This window comes from Candidatus Saccharibacteria bacterium (assembly GCA_016191105.1).
Taxonomy (GTDB): domain Bacteria; phylum Patescibacteriota; class Saccharimonadia; order CAILAD01; family BJGX01; genus JACPPH01.
In genome coordinates this window covers 19,106-36,548 of record JACPPH010000006.1, presented here as the reverse complement: position 1 = coordinate 36,548, position 17,443 = coordinate 19,106, and the positions used below count along the sequence as shown (strand labels likewise).

Sequence of the window (17,443 nt, the reverse complement as noted above, 5' to 3'; positions counted from 1 at the left end):
CTATGCGTGTTAAAAGAGGCGTTACTGCCCGAGCGCGACACAAGAAGGTCCTAAAACTAACTAAGGGCTATTCTAAGAATCGTCGCACCAGCTATCGCAAGGCCAACGAGGCTGTACTAAAGGCCTTGAGCTATCAGTATCGCGACCGCCGCAACATTAAGCGCGATATGCGTTCACTTTGGATAACTCGCATTTCAGCCGGCGCTGTGGCCAACAACACCAACTACTCTGCCCTAATGAATGGCCTCAAGAAAGCTAACATTGCCCTTAACCGCAAAATGTTAGCAGAACTAGCGGCCACTCAACCCAAAGCTTTCGAAGCTGTTGTAAAAGCTACAAAATAACCTATTTCAAACCAAAAAAGACCCTAATTTGGAGTCTTTTTTGGTTAGCTTTTTATTAAGTGTTCCTTGGTAATCCGCCAGTTGCCATTAATTCGTTTGAGTTCACTTCTACCACGACCTTTGTAAGCACGGTGTTTGCCGTTCACTATACCGTCAGAAACGAACAGATACTCGCAAATTGCATTTCTATACCCATTCTTTAGCCAAATAACGCTAGATACCGAATACTTTTCGTTCTTTATCTTATCCCAGGTGTCCTCAAAAGCTTTTTGGATTGCGGGTTTTCCTTCAAAAGTACCATTAGTGAAAATGAAGACCGCATTGTCTGCGATCATTGGAGAAACTTTACTAAAATTACGGCTGTTTGCTGCTTTTTCATAAGCCTGCATAAAAGTTTCTAATTCGTATTTAACCTCTTCGGTGGCATTGATAGTTATCATCTCGCCCTTTTTTATATCCCGAACGGCGTAATCGCACTGTTTTTCAAAGTCTGACACTGCGGTAGGATTAGCAGAATGGTTGGTGTAGCGTGATGGTACTGGGAATAGATACATCTTTCCCCAAAAGGAATGCACAAACATATGTTCACTCTTTTGTAGTGCATCAAATTCGGCTTGTGTTAAAGCTTTTAGGTTCCAGTATTTGATGAGCTCGCCTTTCTTAAAGTCGCGTGCTGCATACACCCCCTTGCCCGCCAGTTTTCCTTTGCCAATTCTCACATCGCTCATAGCTACAGTGCCTTTAGGGCCTGTATGGGCCGCTTGCGGGCGGCTTTGACGGCCGGAGCTACTCCGAACACCACGCCGACCGCCAAACTCACACCGAGTGCCAGCAGCAGCGCTTTAAAGCTAAAGACTGGTGTAATGTTGGCCACCTTTTGCACAACTCTGCCGGCTAAGTAACTCAGGCCTAGGCCCAACAGACCGCCCAATATCGAGATTATTACTGCCTCTATTAAGAATTGACTTAGTATATTACCGCTGGTGGCACCAATGGCTTTGCGAATGCCAATCTCACGGGTTCGCTCGGTCACAGACACTAGCATAATATTCATAATTCCGATACCACCGACTAGCAAGCTGATCGAAGCTATAGCCACCACAAAGGTGGTTAGTATATCTAATATGGAGTTGAATGTCGAAAGCAGATCCTTCTGGGTAAGCACGCTAAAGTCTTGTTGGCCACCGTGGTTGCTCTTAAGCTCCTGAGTAATTGCAGCCTGAGTAGAATCAATATTCTTAGGGTCGTTTACCTCAACCAAGATTCTACTTATTTGGTTAGAATCGGTAATTTGATTGGCTGTATTGATCGGAATATCAACCACATCATCTAGATTTGGGCCAAGCGAACTACCAGCATCGCTCTTTTGCAGCACCCCAGTTACTATAAATTGCTGGCCTCGAACACCAATTGTTTTGCCCATAGCATCGGCCTCACCAAACAGATTTTGCTTGGTGTCGGCACCAATAACAGCGACTTTGGCAGCTGAACTATTATCTTGATCACTAAAAAATCCGCCGGCAGAATACTTAAGACTACGAATAGAGCCATAGTTTGCACTTGTCCCGCTAATAATTGGCGTTGAGCTTGATAGCTCCCCCTGGGTAACTATCGAAGACACGATAGAGACTGGTGCAACATTTACAACATTTGTAGTATTTTGGATGGTCCGAACGTCTTTTTCAGTCAAGGTTGAGCTACCTAGGCTGCTCGAGAAACCAAGGCCACCGCCTTTTTGCTGCTGGCCATTCTTGGCCGTTGAGGCGTTTTGGCCAATCTGGCCTGAAGTAACAGTAAGTAGGTTGGTACCCAAACTTGTAACCTGGCCGGTCACCTGAGCTTTAACGCCATCGCCAATTCCGATCATGGTAAGAACTGCAAAGACACCAATAATCACTCCAAGCATGGTTAGAAATGATCGGAGCTTGGCCGATTTAATACTTACCAAGGCCATCTTGATGTTCTGCCAAATCATAGTGACTTCCTTTTTTCGGCGACCTGACCGTCGCGCACGAGTACCGTTCGGCTAGCAAACTGGCTTACCTCAGGGTTGTGGGTCACAATAACAATTGTTACCCCTTGCTGATTGAGCTTAACAAGTAATTTCAGGATTTCTTCGCCGGTTTTAGTATCCAGATTGCCGGTTGGCTCGTCGGCCAAAATTAGACTTGGTTTATTTACTAGAGCCCTGGCTATAGCCACACGTTGCACCTGACCGCCGCTTAAGCGATTAGACTTGTTCTTGGCCTTATCGCCCAGCCCAACCTTGTTCAGCGCCTCAATTACCCGCTTACTGCGCTCTCTTGTCCTTATTTTTTGGTAGATCATGGGTAGCTCAACGTTTTGAGCTACATTCAGCCTTGGTAGCAAGTTAAAGTTCTGGAATATAAAACCCACTCGGTCTCGTCTGAGCATTGCCAAGTTTTTATCACTTAAGGTGGCCGTATCAACATCGTCTAGCAAAAATACCCCCGAAGTTGGCCGATCTAGAAGGCCGAGAATATTCATGAGCGTGGATTTGCCTGAACCCGAGGGCCCCATAATAGCCAAAAAATCGCCACTATTAATCTGTAGGTCAACACCTTTTAGAGCATCTAATACTCCGGCGTCATCATCGTAGCGCTTGCCTAGCCCTTTTATATAAACAACTTGCTGATTAGTTTTTGGCATATTTAAGTGAGATTATTTTATCAGTATCGATGGCAGTAGCATAGTCAACAACCAGGTTGTTGCCATCGCTTTTATAGCTTAGCTTGTTAACACTGGCAGCCGCCAGGCGGTATGGTGGTGGCGCTATAATCTGAAGTTCAAAATCGTAGGCTGCCCGACCAATTTGTTTTTGAACCTGGCTCACCACATCTAGGTTGTCGCCCATCTGATATTTGAACGGCAGTTGATAACTAAAGGTGTAGGTTTCACGAGTAAGAGGTAGTAGATCAGATACGAACTGATAAAACTGAAGGTCCGCTTCACTATCAGATTGAATACGTAAATTATTGGACAAGCCAAAAAGCTTTACCTGTTGAGGCAAGACCATTTTTATGACAGACTTATTTTCGCCAATCAAAAACATATTGAACTTACCCCAGGGATTGTAAAAATTACCAGCATAGTCCGATGTATGCTGTCGGGTTATTGTGACATCTACAACAGCCTTGCCGTCTTCGCCTATCTTTATCTTTTTAACCACTTTTTGCTGTATATATGGCGTGCTTTTATTGGCCACACTATTTTGTTCGGCAATAAACAGATAATCATAGTCAGCCGGTTTGACTTCGCCGCCAACTTGACTCTGCAGAACTTGTTGCTGTAAATTCTGATCGCGCGACCACAAAACAATCGACTTCTGACTAGCCAATTTTTGAATCGTCGGATACAGGCTGGTGAGTTGGATTAGGTTTTTTGACCAAAGCTTACTTATCACCGCCGTAGCAGCCTCACCTAAAATGCTTTTGGGCTCGCTGTTTTGTTGCTTATCTATGCCCGACTCGACCTCTAACTCTACCTGCTCCAAGAAGTTGGCGGCGCTTAGGGTTTTACCATACTGGCTTAGAGTGATGGGCCCAGTATAGCTCAGCAAGCTCTTGAGTACGTCTGGGGTTAGCGCAATCACCGAGTCTATACGTTTGCCGGTAGCATACTCATAACGATCAGCCATTATCTTGGCATTTGTGCTCCACTCGATGTTTTGATTGCTGTCGCGCAAGAACGGCTGTTCAACTGGCGGTTTTCGACCAGCTGCAGCATCGGCATTAAACCGAGCCACTCCCATATCATCGAAATAATAAACACTTTGAACTGGCTCAACACTAAATTTGCCACGATCTTTGGTAAGGGTTGTTACTGAGCCAGAAAAACCACCCCCGATTCTAGCTTCAGAGCTATTTAGCAGCAATACCAAAACCCGAGTATCGGTCTTTTGCACCAGCATTTGATCAATAAGCTGGACAACCGGGGGTTGTTTGGCCTGATTAGACCAAGTATCTATAGCTCTCCAAATAGCCAGTGCTGCTAGGTAGATGCCGAAAATCACCAGCGCTATGGCTACAGACCGTCGAAAATATGATCTATGTTGCAGTCTGGCCTTTTTCACGCAATTTACCCTCCACAAAGTCACGCAGTTGCCCAACAAACCGCTGGTTACCGCCAAACTTATGAGCTTGAGCCACGCAGTCTCTTGGATCGATTTTTAGCTTCTCAAAACTCTTGATGGCAGCAATCAGTGAGTTGGCATTTTGACTCAAGAAACCAACTCCAGTTTTGCCATCAATTACTGTTTCAGAGGCTCCGCCGCGGTTAAAGAATATAACTGGCTTGCCGCAGGCCATTGCTTCAAGCGGTGTGATCCCAAAGTCTTCTTCGGCCGCAAAAACAAAGGCCTTGCAACCACAAAGCAATTGTTCAGTTTGTTCATCACTCAAAAACCCCCTAAATTCAATGGTTGATCCAGCTATCTTACGAAGCCTTTTAAGCTCTGGCCCATCTCCCACTACAACCAGTCGTCGCCTTAACCGCATACAGGCTTCAACTGCTAGCTCAACCTTTTTGTATGGCACCAGCCGCGAAACAACCAGATAATAACCGTCTTCTTGTGACCGAATGTTTTCAAACCTTTCTAGATTGACCGGCGGATACAAGACTCCACTTTTACGCTTATAATACTCCTCGATTCTAACCTGAACAGTCTTGGAGTTAGCCAGCAGAATATCTGGTCGTTGAGCAGCAGCATAGTCCCAGCGTCTCATCTTGCGAACCAAGTGCTTTAAGCCAACCCGGGCTACCGGATTAAGCAGGCCGTAGCCTGGTTCAGCTAAATATTGCTCGTATCCACTCCAATAATAGCGGGTGGGTGTGTGAATGTAGCTAATGTGAAGAGTCTCGGTTGGTGTAACCACGCCCTTGGCTTCGGCGCTGCTGCTGGAAATCACAACCTCGTATTCAGAAAGGTCAAACGACTCAAAAGCCTGAGCCCGCAAAGCCGGATACAGCTGATGTTTGTGCTTTGCCAGCGGCCAGTGTTGCAAATAAGAGGTCTTTACTTTGGCGTCAGATAGTATCTTTAATTTTTCAGGATTATACACGCTGGTATATATGGGTGCTTCTGGAAAAGCTTGGTGCATAGCCTCTACCACTCGTTCGGCACCACCCAGATTAGTTAGCCAGTCATGTACGATCGCTACCTTTGGAGCACTAATAGCCACCTCGTCCTCGCAAAACCACACTAACAGTCTTGATTAGAATTATAAGATCCAACCATAGACTCCAGTTCTCAATATAATAGATATCTAGCTTTACCCTTTCCTCATAATCAATATCGCTCCGCCCTGAAACTTGCCACAAGCCTGTTAAACCCGGCTTAATCTTAAGAAATAGATTCGAAACCTTGCCATAACGCTTTAGCTCATCTTCAACTATGGGCCGGGGGCCAACCATGCTAAGTTCACCCTTGATGATATTAAATAGCTGGGGCAACTCATCGAGACTAGTTTTACGCATAAATTTACCAATCTTGCTTACTCGTGGGTCATTTCTTAATTTTTGATCTTTCTTCCATTCCTCAATAAGCCGGGGGTTGTTAAAACTGGCCAACACCTCCAGGTCGGTCTTACCGTCGAACTGGCCGCCAGTGCAGTAAGCTTGCTTCATGCTTCTGAATTTATAAACCCAGAGAGGCTTGCCAGCTCTAGTTAAGCGTTGATGCTTATAGATTATTGGGCCAGAGTCAGTCAACTTCATTATAATTACCAAAACCAACATAATGGGTGAAAGCACGATAACCGCCAAGAGGGAAAACAACAGATCAAATAGCCGCTTTACAATCCTGCCCCAACCCTCCAGGGGTGTTGGTACTACCTCCAAAAGTGTAAGATCGCGGTACTGAATACTTTGCAACCTTGAAGTATAAAGCCCGGCTATACTCGGAACAAATTTGTAGATAATGTGGTTATTTTCACAATAGTTTATAATATCTACCAGGTTTTTATCTGGTATTTGCGGATCAACCACAATTATTTCATCTAATCCTTTTGCATATAGATCTTCTAGGTGGCCATTTAGGTTAGATTTGGGGTCTATATCGTTGTTGATTATTTTATAGCCTCGGTCGGATCTTGTTAAATACTGGCTAAGTTGGCGGGCAGTTGAGCCGCCACCAAGTATTGCCACCTTGTACACGCCTACGCCATACCGAAACAAGAATCTCTGTATTAACCTTATAATCACCCTACCGGCTAGAACAAGAAGGGTACCAAAAATAAATGCATAGACTGGTATGCTCTTAGATGGGAAAACTGGATTGGGCCAAAAGAAATCAATAATGATCAAAATCATGGTACCTGCCAGAGTTGCAGCAATAATGCGACCCAGCTCGTGCCAGCGGCTTCTAACCGAGGTGAGAGCATATAAGCCCACAATAGCAAAAATCAATATCCAAATAGGAATAAGCCACAACATGTTATTTAAGTAGCTGTGACCAGATACTAAGTAAGCAAACGGCTTGTTCTGAGCCTCGCGCCAAAAAAATGCCAATACAAAGCCCACAACCAACATTAAGTAGTCTATAGGTACTAATATAAAACTAAAGAATAATTCGCTGCGCTTTTTCATGCTCTGCTATCTTATTTTACCACACAAAAAACGACCCTACTTGAAGGATCGTCTTTGGTCTCATAAGTAAGCTATAAGCCGAATTCTGTATCCCAGCTCCTATTTGTAGATATCTAGTACAAAATCAGATATGCACTCAATACTCACAAATAGGAGCTGGGCGGTAGCCATCTATCTTTCGTTGAAAAAATCCAACAAACCTTCGTAAATGAATGGTGCGACAAACCCGTAAGTTGAAGCGAGCAGCTTCTCCTGGATGAACCAGGAAGGGCCCATAGCCTTGCAGCCGGTGGGGTTTACCCTTGCCGCTAGTCACCTAGTGGCACTGTGCGCTCTTACCGCACTCTTTTCACCCTTACCTAGCTCCTATATTATTTAATAGCTTCAAATAAATAGGGCTGGGCGGTATAGTCTCTGTGGCACTTTCCCTAGAGTCGCCTCCGGTTGCCGTTAGCAACCACCGCGCTCTGCGCTGTTCGGACTTTCCTCTCTGAGCCTAAGCCCAGAGCGGCTACCCACTTACTTATGAGACTCTAATTATACTATAAAAGCACCATAAAGTCTACGCACGTTGCGTTGTGAGAGAGCTTGCAAGGATTACCCTTGCACAAGGGTAATCCTTGCAGAACTTACAACTTATTCAAAGACTGTTGACATTACTTACAGGCGTGTTTATTTGTTCCCTGCGCCCCAACCCAAATCCTGTTCGTCTAGACAAATGTTAACCTGCTCATCGGCTAATTTATTCTTGGCTCTGAGCACGTGAGTAAAACTAGCATTAACATCTTTGAGCTCAATCTGTACCCGTTCAAACAGTTCTTTCATATCAGCATGTTTTACTCTGTATTGACCGTTTAGCTGCTTGGTAACGAGTTCACTGTCGAGGTAGAAATCATACTTTTTAGCTGGGTTTTCACCTAGTTTGTCGAGAGCTAGCAAGACCGCCGAATATTCAGCAAAATTATTAGTTTTTTCACCCAAGAACAGATTATAGCTAGCTATTACTTCACCTTTTGGTGTAGTAAATACAACGCCTGCTGCAGCGGGACCGGGATTACCCCTAGAGCCGCCATCGCAGTAAACATTCAATAAATCGTACTTCATCGTCGCACCAACCAGATGACTACCACTCCCAAGCCAATAATTACCCGATAAACTACAAATACTAGCATAGAGTGTTTGCGTAGGTAATCAAGCAGCCACTTAATCACAGCTAAACCAACCATAAATGAGACTACAATACCGACTACGGTTAGGGTTATTGATTCACTCCTAGTAGCGGCTGGATCTTTGATAATACTTAGTAACGAATATGCCCCAGCTCCGAGAGAAATTGGAGTTGCTAGTAAGAAACTAAATCTGGCGGCTTCTTCACGCGAATAGCCCAACAGCAACCCAGCTGATATGGTTACGCCAGAGCGAGAGGTGCCGGGTATAAGCGCCAGAGCCTGGGCAAAGCCAATTATCAAGCTATCTGAGAGTTTCATTTTTTCTAAATTCTTTTCGAGTTTTGCGGTTTTGTCTATGACATACAGCACTAGACCAAAAAACATCAAACCAATACCCACAATCAAGGGCGCGGCCGCGCTTTTATGAAGATATTTATCAATCAGATCGCTACCAATAAAACCCAGGATTGCTGCTGGCACTGAGGCAATCAGTATGTACCACAGTAACGGCTGCTTTTCTTTGTATAGCCGCCAAAAATCTTTGTAAAAGAAGACTATCAGTGCTAGAGCTGTACCAATATGGGTGGCGGCATCAAAGGCCAGGCCCGGATCGGGCCAATTAAGCAGCCAGGGCAAGAGCAACAAGTGGGCCGAGCTGCTGATTGGCAAAAACTCCGTTACGCCCTGGGTCACCGAGAGCACAATTACAATAAGCAGATTCACAGCTTAAGACCGCCTTGTTTTGCAATTACTGCTCTTAGCTTATCGGCCTCGACAGCCATCTCTTGTGGACTGGTGTCTTTAGCAGCCGAGTGGTCGGCCTCGCCAGGTTTATAGACCGGGAAGATGTGAATATGTGCATGATCGACATCTAACCCGGCAATAGTTAGCACAACCCGTACCGGTTTATAGACTCTTGCCTGAACCTTGGCTATGGCTTGAGCCACATCGACGCAATGATTAAGCGTAGGTTTATCCAAGAGTATCCACTGTTCAACTTCTTCGGTTGGAATTACAAGCGTATGCCCCGGATTATTGGGCTGGATCGACAAAATTGCAAAACAAATCTCATCTTGATAGATAATCTCGCCTGGCAACTCGCCTTTTCTAACCTTGGTGTATACCGACTCGGCCATATTCAACTAGTATAGCATTTTGGCTTTCAACTATTTAACTGTCTGAGCGGCAATTTTGTCTATGTTGCCATATACGTTTCGCAGCTGCAATAGTTGGTTGCTAACGATCGTGTTCATAGTGCCCAAATACCAAACGTAGCCACCCAAAATAATTGCTAATATCCCAAACTTCGCCTTATTACTCATTGCTACCAACTTAGAGTCTACGTCGCCCAATGTAAAGCATGAGGGAATTGCCATGACGACAGTCGCTCTATTTGATATAATCACCAACATTACGGCCAAAAGTGGGAATGGTTTTGGCCGAAGAGGAAAACAGCTTACGGATGTTACAATGTATTTGCCTACAATACATGTCAACAGTAGTAATTGCTTGACGCCGGGGTGTGGCGCAGTTGGTAGCGCGTACGGCTGGGGGCCGTGAGGTCGCAGGTTCAAGTCCTGTCACCCCGACCAGTCGAGAGAGTCCATTGGGCTTTCTCGACTGGTTAGAGATAGTTTTAAACCTGCGAAAGAGCTGACGTAGTCAGCGGGCAGGTTAGCCCGAATGCAGTTCGAGCGCTGTCCTGTCACCAACTAGACAAAGCCTATTCAGTTCTATTTTTTTGTTTATCAAGAAAGGCTTGTTTTGCATCTCTTGCGTTTTTTAGATCCCCTTCTCGCTTGGCTTCAATTCGGTTATCATAGTCGTCTCTAACCTTCTCTAAAGTTTTTCTTGGAGGTTCGTCTAATGGTAGATCTTCCAGCTGGTCTCTAGGATCTTTGCCAATCCCCGCTACCCTGTTAAAATTCCTGAACGATAAACTACCTCTATCTAGTGCCTCTTGGCACTCTGCCTTTTTTGCCTCCAGTTTCTCAATCTCCAGCTCTATCTCTAAAATCCTCTGTTCCAACGATCTAAGCCGTCTAAGGCTCTTCATAAATTCAGCTGTTTTCATGACGGCAAATAGCTCCGGGTTGGAATCGTATAGTTCTTCGGGCAACTTAGACTGTTCATCAGCAACCTCTTGAACCCACTCTTTGGCTCCAGCTTTGATGCCGCGTCTATCAACCATTTTAGAAACTCTAAGATAAGTGTTGCTACGTTCTGGTGGACGCGGTGAATGTGGCCTCTTGTCTTCTACAGACAAAACTCCGGCAATAGTTTCGGCCTTACCAGGACTCCAAAGACCCTCTTCACCTTTTATTTGTGGCGGGGCTGTCGAAATACCATCTTTCACTTCAGATGATTGAGTAGCCGTTTCGGGTCTATCAAGCGGGCTGCCGATTTCGGCGGGTTTGGCATCGCTTGGTTTATTTACTTCGTATGGATCAGGCACTGTTTCCTCACAAAATTACTGTTATGTTTATCTTATTTTACTCGGAGGAATTCGTCAAATTTAAATGATTCTGCAAAAAAGTTAGCATAAGCTATTTACTTAATGTTGGTGCTATGACACAATAGTTAAGTAATTTATGTGTGCAAGGCAACTCAATAAAACCCGTGAGGTACTAAGGTTTATCTCGACCCGAAAGGTCGCAGTACAATCTGAAATTACTAGCTCCAAAGCATTGCTGGAGCTATTTTCAGTTGGCAGCACCAATGCTCGTCGCCGGCTGATTGACACCTGCGCCCTGCTGGCCAAACAGGGCTATGTAAGTGTTGGTGTTCTCGATGGCGAGCACGTATATAAGATCAACGCCAAGGGTCAGAAGCGACTTGAAAGCTATGTGATAACCCAAGATTCAATTAACCGTCGCTGGGATGGCCGCTGGTACTTAGTAACCTTCGATATACCCGAAAACGAAAAAGCTACTCGTAATCAGCTTATACTCACCTTAAAGCGGGTTGGCTTTGTTAACTACACCAAGGGGCTGTGGCTGCTACCCTACAATCCAACTAAGCTAATAAATGGTCTGCGCAAACAGTTTTGTCTCGAAAAAGATCAGTTGCGCCTGATAGTAGCAACTCAGCTCGATGAGTCAGCAGCTTATAAAAAGCTGTTTAAGCTGTAAGTTTAAATTAACTCGCTACCAACACTAATCTCGCCGTGCAGGTCTTCAACCATTTTCGACTTAACAGCTTCGTAATCTAGTCCTTGACCCAAGAGCCAAGCTAGCTTGGTGGTCATAGCCTCTATGCTCATGTCGTGTGCTGGAATTGCTAGGTCGTGTTCCTTAATGTATTGGCCGGTCTCATTAACCTGGAAGTTAGATAGTCCTCATGGCGCCTGTGTGGTAACTACTATAGGGATTTGCTTTTCTTTTAGATACTCAAAGCCTTCAAATAAATGCTCGTTTGGATCGCCTGCGCCGAATGAGCGGAGCACGAAGCCTTTAGCTCCTGAGTCGGCGAGGGATTTTATAAATTCAGGCGACATGCCAGGAAACTCAGTTAGCGAAATTAGATCTTTGCAATCAAAGTCCTTCTTGATATCTAAATCCTTGGCAGTTTCTGCCAGAGGTTTGTACCTAGACAGATAGGAGTTGTGTTTTTGCAGAGAAGACTCATCGATCTTCATAAAGCGACCAATCTGACCTAGGGTTCCTGATTGGAACGAGCTAAATGGATCGTAATCAAAGTCAGTACCCTTCTTTACTCTGGTGCCCGTGATAATCTTACTCCCAAATACTGCCATAACGCCTTTAACATCGTGGTGGGCCCAGACTGCCATGCGCAATGAATTAACAATATTAGTGGTGGCATCACTGCCCAAATAACCCAGTGGAACCTGTGCGCCAGTAAATATTACCGGTTTATCGATGTTGCCAAGTGCGAACGACAGCGCTGCTGCGGTGTAGCCCATTGTGTTTGTGCCGTGCAGAATTATAAAGGCGTCTGCGTGGTCATACTTTTCAACTACTGCATCAACAAGTCGAGCCCAATCACTTGGATTAATATTAGAACTGTCCTTATTAAAAAGCTCTGTAATTGAACGCTCTATCTCGACATGCCAGGTTTTGCTAACAATTTCAGACGCACTGTCTAAAATTGCCAAGAAGCTATTCGGATCCGACTTGGTGTTGAGCGAGTTCTCCCTTTTGGCAACATTGCCAGCAATCGTGCCGCCGGTAAGAATAATCTCTACACGTTTTTTCATAGTTTTATTATAACAAAATCCCGGACAAAGTCCGGGATTATCGAATAACAGTATATGATCTCACTCCACAAACGCCGGTAGCCATTTTACGCAACTCTTCCCGCAAAAAATTAGGTGGGTATTCTCAGTACCAAGGCATTCTGCCAAAGACAATCTTGAATTCCCATTGCGAAAATATAACCAGAAAAAGTTGCGTGGCACACCGAGCGCCATAGAGCTCACCTACTATTATAGGCTTAAGCTTAAGTTAGGACAACTGGCTGGCCCAGCAAAAAGCTAGCCATGCCAGATACAGCAGTGGCCATTACCGGCGCCAAGAATCTGTAAAATATCAACAAAAAGACAAACACCCCAATCAAACCATACTGCTCGATCTTGTCCATGACATCGGTAGCCCCCGGTGGCAAAACTGCGTACAGCACCCTACTGCCATCGAGCGGTGGGAACGGGATCATATTGAATATAAAGAAGGCTATGTTAATCAGCACAAACTGCAGCAAAAACTGACCAGGAATACCCTGAATCGGTAGAATTCTAAGATACAGGGCTACAAATGCAGCCATGGCTAGGTTGCTCATAGGCCCAGCCAAAGCTACCAGTGCCGCCCCCCATTTGCCATGTCGCACAGCGTAAGGGTTAAAGGGCACTGGTTTGGCAGCCCCAAATACCACCGGGCTGCCCAGTAGAATCAGGGCGACTGGTAGAATCAAAGTCATAAATGGATCGATGTGAGCCATTGGGTTAAGGGTAAGCCGTCCGTGGGCCTTGGCCGTAACATCGCCTAGCATATGCCCGGCCCAAGCGTGGCAAAACTCGTGCACGGTGATCACCACCACCAAGATAATTACATAGCCAATAATGGTATAAGCCAAATCCATAGCTCTATGATATCGTAATTTTCTAGCGAGTACTAATCTGCTTCGTGCTCAAGACGTGCGTCGTCCGAGCTACCTTTAGCTCGATATTTATCTAATAGTGCCTCTAACTTGGCCTCTTGCTCTTGGGCGGTCTTTTCTAACTTTGACAACTGGCCGTCTATGATGCTCATATAGCTTTCATTGATTTCTTTGGGTGTCTTCTCGTAATACGGCTCGTTTGCATCTACTGCCGCTTGTCTAAGTGAGACTCGTTCCTCACGTGTAAGTGCCATATCCGCTATTCTGGTTTGAAGTTCATGAAAGCCTGGTAACTGTTTCTCTTCAATGCAAGAATCTCGTAGCCAATCTTTCGTAGCCTTCCCCTCATGATATACTCCTTCAATTTCGCGTATCTCTCGCCTTTGATCATCTACCCGCTCGATTACTTTGACAAATTCCCTGGTGCCAATGCTGGCAAAATAATCTGGATTGATATCATAAATGGTTTCGGCCGATTCTTCCCGCTCTGCTATCATGTCCTCACTACGCTCAATCCGCTGACGAGATTTGTCGACTTCCTTTTGGGCTTCAGTGATTTCTAACTGTTTTAGCCTCTCCTCCTCCTGTTCATAACGATCGGTGCCTTTATGTTCAGGATTTACGTAACCGTGCCGAACTTTTCCAGAAGCGAAATCTGCTACACGTTCTTCATCATATTTTAGATAGCCCTGATTTTTGGAAATACTTTTTAGGCTCTCCTGGAGTGGATTACCAACTCCCCTCCCCCCCCATATTGGCCTTTGCTCTTTGTGTAGTGCCCAGGCTATGTCTTCTGCCTTATTGTGATCCCAACGCTTATCATGGACAGAATCAAAAGCGTCATGATTGGGAGTAGGATCGGATGTCGATACGCCCTCAGTGTTGGTTTTGGGTTCTTCCGCCGCGCTGTCGGTACCTAGCTTTGGTGCTTCAAATGGATCTGGCATACTTAAATAACCTGATTTATTTATTGTTATGTTTAGTTTATATTATTTTTTAGTTGGGTACAACAATAGGGCTTGAAAGTTTTAACTGAATCTGTTAAACTGGGTAAATTATGGCTCAAAAATGCGACATTACAGGTAAGGGCAAGATGTATGGCCACAACGTTAGTCACTCCATGCGGGCTACTAACCGCGCCTGGAAGCCCAACTTGCAAACTAAAACCTTGGTCATCGATGGCCAAAAGGTTCGTCTTAAGTTAGCTGCTAGCACGATCCGCACGCTCAAAAAGTATGAGCGTCAGCTCGAAACCGAGTCCGCTGGCCAGCGAAGCGCCAAAGTAGCAAAAAAAGAGGCTTAAAAGGCCTCTTTTTTTGATTCCGAATATGAGCTTTCTCTCCGTCATTAAAGCAATCAGCAAGTGAAGATAGATTTGATGCTTGGAGCTCGAGGACTGTTTGAGTCCGGATGGTATCATCGAGACGAGTTCCGCAGAACCCGGAGTTAAGTCTGTCTGAAGACTGCTTGATTGCGTCCATGCCGAGCGGTTTTTCTACCTTTTGCCAAGACAAAAGGTAGTCGCCCGAAGGGTGGAACCCTTATAAATCTATGGCCTATGCGGCCGGCACTTCTTTGCACAATCAAAGAAGCAAAATTGCTGGCCTATACTTAGATCTAGAAACACAAAAGCTAGTCTCGTTTTCTGTTCTGCGACAGAGACGGCATTCGTGCTCGAACATAAACACTCGACCAGCTTTTGCTTTCTGATCTTTCGACGGCCAGAAAAGTCGCTTGAAATAGTAAAACACTATTTTATAGCTACTAACACCTGCTTTTCGACGTCTAGATCCTTGGCGTTAACCTTGAAGCGCTCGGTTTTCTGAACTTCGCCGCCAAATTCGGCACCTAGCAGTTCAAACTGCTTCGAATCGTAGTCGTAAGGAATGATAACTCTCGGTTCAAATTGGCCAATAATCTTGTTGGTGGCCTCGGCCTTCTCGCCGACTACCGGCAGTATCAGTATGTCTAGCGAGTCGTAAACTTCAATCTGCTTGTCGTTGAGCGACTCCACACCCGCCGGGATGTAGCCGGTTCTTAAGCCATCAACCTCTAGAGCGTAGCCGGTTTTGCCGTCTCCTAGATCTATGCCATCAATCATGCAGCCCTGCACCTCGTACTCGCCTGGACTATCAAAGACTGTCCCCTCCGGCTTAGCTTGATCCAACCCAGTACTCAACAAAACCAGATCTTTTAGTTTGCTTGGGTTTTCGGTTGGATCCAAAACGCCCGAAAAATGCTTAGTCGCCACCTTAAACCCGTCTTTTTTGCTGTAGGTTATATCCATATGTTTAATTATACAGGAATTATGTGGGTGATTGCAGTACCAGGCACTAAAGAGCAGCAAACCAAGGGGTGCTTAATGGCACATCGAGGGAGTAGCTTAAGCGAACAACACCGTAATGTACCAACCACACAAGCCCATAATTACTTACCCTTAGTGCTGGCCACAGCTCGTTCAATCACGGCTTCTTTGTTGATAGAGCCCAAGATAACCGATACGGCTGCCGTAACTGGCACAGCCACCAGTACACCCACAAAGCCAAACAGGCTACCGCCTATTAGAGCCGCCAACAAGACTACTAGCGGGTGGATACCCAGAGCCTTGCGCATTACTAACGGCACAAAAACGTTACCCTCTACTTGCTGCATAATGATAAAGGCAACCAGAATAATTAGTGCTCGCCATGGCGATATAGTAAAAGCCACCACTATTGGCAATATTGCGCCCAAGTAAGCACCAATCATAGGCACAGCCTCGAAGAGCCCTGCAAGAATTGCCAAACTCAAGGCATAGGGTATGCCAAATATGGTTAGAACTACAAACGACATAACTGCAATTATTAAACAAAGCACCGCCTGACCGCGCAGCCAGTAGCCTAATCTATACGAAACATCGTGGGCAATAGTTAAAAACCGCTTCTTGTGTTGTGAATTTGGCAACAAGTCAGCTACATAGTTGGCAAAATGCTTGCCACTAACCAGCATATAAATTAGAAACACAAAGAATGTAAGCGCCCCCAGGAAGCTGCCAACCACGCCAGTTAGGTAGCCACTAATTTGGCTAGAAATTTGATCTGAGCGACTCAGTTTCTGAGTAAATTGATTAAAAGCATTCAAAAGCATTGGCTGGCTCTTTAGAGCAGTTTGCATTTGATCGCGGTATTCTTTCCAGTGAGCCGAGATAGATTGAACCTGGCCAATAATAGCTGGCACCACAATATAGACTACAAGCCCAAGGGCTAATACAAAGCCTAGCATAATCACAACTACTGCTATGCCACGGCGAATTTTTAGATTCCTTTCTAGGTAGTTCACTAGAGGGTTTAGAGCCGTAGCAAAAACCGCAGCTGCAAATAATGAAACCATGATTCCCAGTGTGTTCCAAACTGCCCAGGCCAAGACCCCCGCAATGATTAAATACAAAAACGACAGTGGTGATATTACAACGATTCGTCGTTCGCTACGTTGGCTCACTTAGCTTCTCTGCTTAATTTACCAGCCTCGGCCACGGTAATGTCTGGGTTGCCAGACGACACATCGATCTTAACTAGCTCCTTGTCGACAGCGGCTTCAACTGCTTGCTCGGTTGAATTGTCGTTTTCGTCGACCTTGAAGATGTTTAGTTGATCCATGAGAACTACTTTTTTGGCATCCAGAATGTCGGTTAAAAAACGGTCGTTTAGGCTGCGACGGTAGTCAAAGTCTTCGAGACGCATAGTAGTGTAATTAAGCTCTCGACTCAATTCCTTCTCCATTTCCGAAATTATCTGTGCCAAACGAGCCTTATTAACATCACCAACAATAAATATATCTATCACCTGGTCGCTACCGCGCACAAAAGCACCGGTCAGAAACAGCACCTTAACGTTACCAGTTTTTTGAATGCGCTTTAATATTTGATCGTCTTCTTTGGTTTGCTTAATCTCTTTGGACTTAGCTGGAATACGACTAAAGATCGATTGGAATTCATGAAAAAACTTATATTTGGGGTTAACCTCGTAGTACAAACGGTTACCTTGATTGACCGATCGCACCACGCCAATATTCAGTAAGTTCTGAAGTTCGCGACGAACCGAGTTAATCTGCTCATCAATTTTACGAGTGATTTCACGAACGTAAAAGGGTCGTTCGGGATTATTGTAAAATAAGCTCAAAAGCTTAACCCGAGTTTTTGATCCAAACAGTTGTTCAATCATTTTATGTCTCCCC

20 protein-coding genes, 1 tRNA gene and 1 other RNA gene are annotated in these 17,443 nt (G+C 45.1%); 4 read left to right on the top strand and 18 right to left on the bottom strand.

Annotated elements, in window-relative coordinates:
- Positions 1 to 2 precede the first annotated feature (2 nt).
- Positions 3 to 344: a 50S ribosomal protein L20 gene (gene rplT / locus HYX70_03345; GenBank protein ID MBI2798304.1), complete on the top strand. Its 342-nt coding sequence runs from the start codon at positions 3 to 5 to the stop codon at positions 342 to 344.
- A gap of 44 nt (positions 345 to 388) precedes the next feature.
- Here rplT and HYX70_03340 read toward each other — a convergent pair whose 3' ends face one another.
- From HYX70_03340 to HYX70_03290, 11 genes are all read right to left on the bottom strand, one after another.
- Complete coding sequence (locus tag HYX70_03340) at positions 389 to 1,072, bottom strand: DUF4440 domain-containing protein (protein ID MBI2798303.1); 684 nt, start codon at positions 1,070 to 1,072, stop codon at positions 389 to 391.
- A 2-nt stretch (positions 1,073 to 1,074) separates the two neighbouring features.
- Complete coding sequence (locus HYX70_03335) at positions 1,075 to 2,319, bottom strand: ABC transporter permease (protein ID MBI2798302.1); 1,245 nt, start codon at positions 2,317 to 2,319, stop codon at positions 1,075 to 1,077.
- Complete coding sequence (locus tag HYX70_03330) at positions 2,316 to 3,014, bottom strand: ABC transporter ATP-binding protein (GenBank protein ID MBI2798301.1); 699 nt, start codon at positions 3,012 to 3,014, stop codon at positions 2,316 to 2,318. Before HYX70_03330 ends, HYX70_03335 begins: the two co-directional genes overlap by 4 nt.
- A complete protein-coding gene (locus HYX70_03325) occupies positions 3,001 to 4,437 on the bottom strand; it encodes a DUF4012 domain-containing protein (GenBank protein MBI2798300.1) in 1,437 nt (478 codons plus the stop codon). The genes HYX70_03330 and HYX70_03325 overlap by 14 nt, the downstream gene beginning before the upstream one ends.
- The gene (locus HYX70_03320; GenBank protein ID MBI2798299.1) at positions 4,412 to 5,545 is read right to left on the bottom strand and encodes a glycosyltransferase; all 1,134 of its coding nucleotides are present in this window, start codon (positions 5,543 to 5,545) and stop codon (positions 4,412 to 4,414) included. The genes HYX70_03325 and HYX70_03320 overlap by 26 nt, the downstream gene beginning before the upstream one ends.
- The gene (locus HYX70_03315; GenBank protein ID MBI2798298.1) at positions 5,535 to 6,950 is read right to left on the bottom strand and encodes a sugar transferase; all 1,416 of its coding nucleotides are present in this window, start codon (positions 6,948 to 6,950) and stop codon (positions 5,535 to 5,537) included. Before HYX70_03315 ends, HYX70_03320 begins: the two co-directional genes overlap by 11 nt.
- A gap of 58 nt (positions 6,951 to 7,008) precedes the next feature.
- Positions 7,009 to 7,477: RNase P RNA component class A (gene rnpB / locus HYX70_03310), an RNA gene on the bottom strand.
- A 145-nt stretch (positions 7,478 to 7,622) separates the two neighbouring features.
- Positions 7,623 to 8,054, bottom strand: coding sequence for a ribonuclease HI family protein (locus HYX70_03305; protein ID MBI2798297.1), 432 nt, complete (start codon positions 8,052 to 8,054; stop codon positions 7,623 to 7,625).
- Positions 8,051 to 8,842 (bottom strand): undecaprenyl-diphosphate phosphatase, encoded by a 792-nt coding sequence (locus HYX70_03300; protein MBI2798296.1) that lies wholly within the window; start codon positions 8,840 to 8,842, stop codon positions 8,051 to 8,053. Before HYX70_03300 ends, HYX70_03305 begins: the two co-directional genes overlap by 4 nt.
- Positions 8,839 to 9,255: an HIT family protein gene (locus tag HYX70_03295; protein ID MBI2798295.1), complete on the bottom strand. Its 417-nt coding sequence runs from the start codon at positions 9,253 to 9,255 to the stop codon at positions 8,839 to 8,841. The genes HYX70_03300 and HYX70_03295 overlap by 4 nt, the downstream gene beginning before the upstream one ends.
- A gap of 30 nt (positions 9,256 to 9,285) precedes the next feature.
- Positions 9,286 to 9,441 (bottom strand): hypothetical protein, encoded by a 156-nt coding sequence (locus HYX70_03290; protein MBI2798294.1) that lies wholly within the window; start codon positions 9,439 to 9,441, stop codon positions 9,286 to 9,288.
- A gap of 194 nt (positions 9,442 to 9,635) precedes the next feature.
- Here HYX70_03290 and HYX70_03285 point away from each other — a divergent pair.
- Positions 9,636 to 9,711, top strand: a tRNA-Pro gene (locus tag HYX70_03285).
- A 131-nt stretch (positions 9,712 to 9,842) separates the two neighbouring features.
- Here the strand turns inward: HYX70_03285 and HYX70_03280 are convergent.
- A complete protein-coding gene (locus tag HYX70_03280; protein ID MBI2798293.1) occupies positions 9,843 to 10,574 on the bottom strand; it encodes a hypothetical protein in 732 nt (243 codons plus the stop codon).
- Positions 10,575 to 10,710: 136 nt separating this feature from the next.
- On the opposite strand from HYX70_03280, the gene HYX70_03275 reads away from it, so the two are divergent.
- A complete protein-coding gene (locus HYX70_03275) occupies positions 10,711 to 11,250 on the top strand; it encodes a hypothetical protein (GenBank protein ID MBI2798292.1) in 540 nt (179 codons plus the stop codon).
- Positions 11,251 to 11,456: 206 nt separating this feature from the next.
- Here HYX70_03275 and HYX70_03270 read toward each other — a convergent pair whose 3' ends face one another.
- The 3 genes from HYX70_03270 to HYX70_03260 all read right to left on the bottom strand — a co-directional run bounded on the left by HYX70_03270 (position 11,457) and on the right by HYX70_03260 (position 14,178).
- A complete protein-coding gene (locus HYX70_03270; protein ID MBI2798291.1) occupies positions 11,457 to 12,335 on the bottom strand; it encodes an asparaginase in 879 nt (292 codons plus the stop codon).
- Between the two features lie 242 nt (positions 12,336 to 12,577).
- Entirely contained in the window at positions 12,578 to 13,213 is a 636-nt protein-coding gene (locus tag HYX70_03265; GenBank protein MBI2798290.1) for a site-2 protease family protein, read from the bottom strand.
- A 32-nt stretch (positions 13,214 to 13,245) separates the two neighbouring features.
- Complete coding sequence (locus HYX70_03260) at positions 13,246 to 14,178, bottom strand: hypothetical protein (protein ID MBI2798289.1); 933 nt, start codon at positions 14,176 to 14,178, stop codon at positions 13,246 to 13,248.
- Between the two features lie 110 nt (positions 14,179 to 14,288).
- On the opposite strand from HYX70_03260, the gene HYX70_03255 reads away from it, so the two are divergent.
- Positions 14,289 to 14,534, top strand: coding sequence for a 50S ribosomal protein L28 (locus tag HYX70_03255; protein ID MBI2798288.1), 246 nt, complete (start codon positions 14,289 to 14,291; stop codon positions 14,532 to 14,534).
- 447 nt (positions 14,535 to 14,981) lie between these two features.
- Here HYX70_03255 and HYX70_03250 read toward each other — a convergent pair whose 3' ends face one another.
- The 3 genes from HYX70_03250 to HYX70_03240 form a co-directional block, all read right to left on the bottom strand.
- The gene (locus tag HYX70_03250; protein MBI2798287.1) at positions 14,982 to 15,518 is read right to left on the bottom strand and encodes an MBL fold metallo-hydrolase; all 537 of its coding nucleotides are present in this window, start codon (positions 15,516 to 15,518) and stop codon (positions 14,982 to 14,984) included.
- Positions 15,519 to 15,658: 140 nt separating this feature from the next.
- The gene (locus HYX70_03245) at positions 15,659 to 16,708 is read right to left on the bottom strand and encodes an AI-2E family transporter (protein MBI2798286.1); all 1,050 of its coding nucleotides are present in this window, start codon (positions 16,706 to 16,708) and stop codon (positions 15,659 to 15,661) included.
- Complete coding sequence (locus tag HYX70_03240; protein ID MBI2798285.1) at positions 16,705 to 17,430, bottom strand: winged helix-turn-helix transcriptional regulator; 726 nt, start codon at positions 17,428 to 17,430, stop codon at positions 16,705 to 16,707. The genes HYX70_03245 and HYX70_03240 overlap by 4 nt, the downstream gene beginning before the upstream one ends.
- Between the last annotated feature and the right edge of the window lie 13 nt (positions 17,431 to 17,443).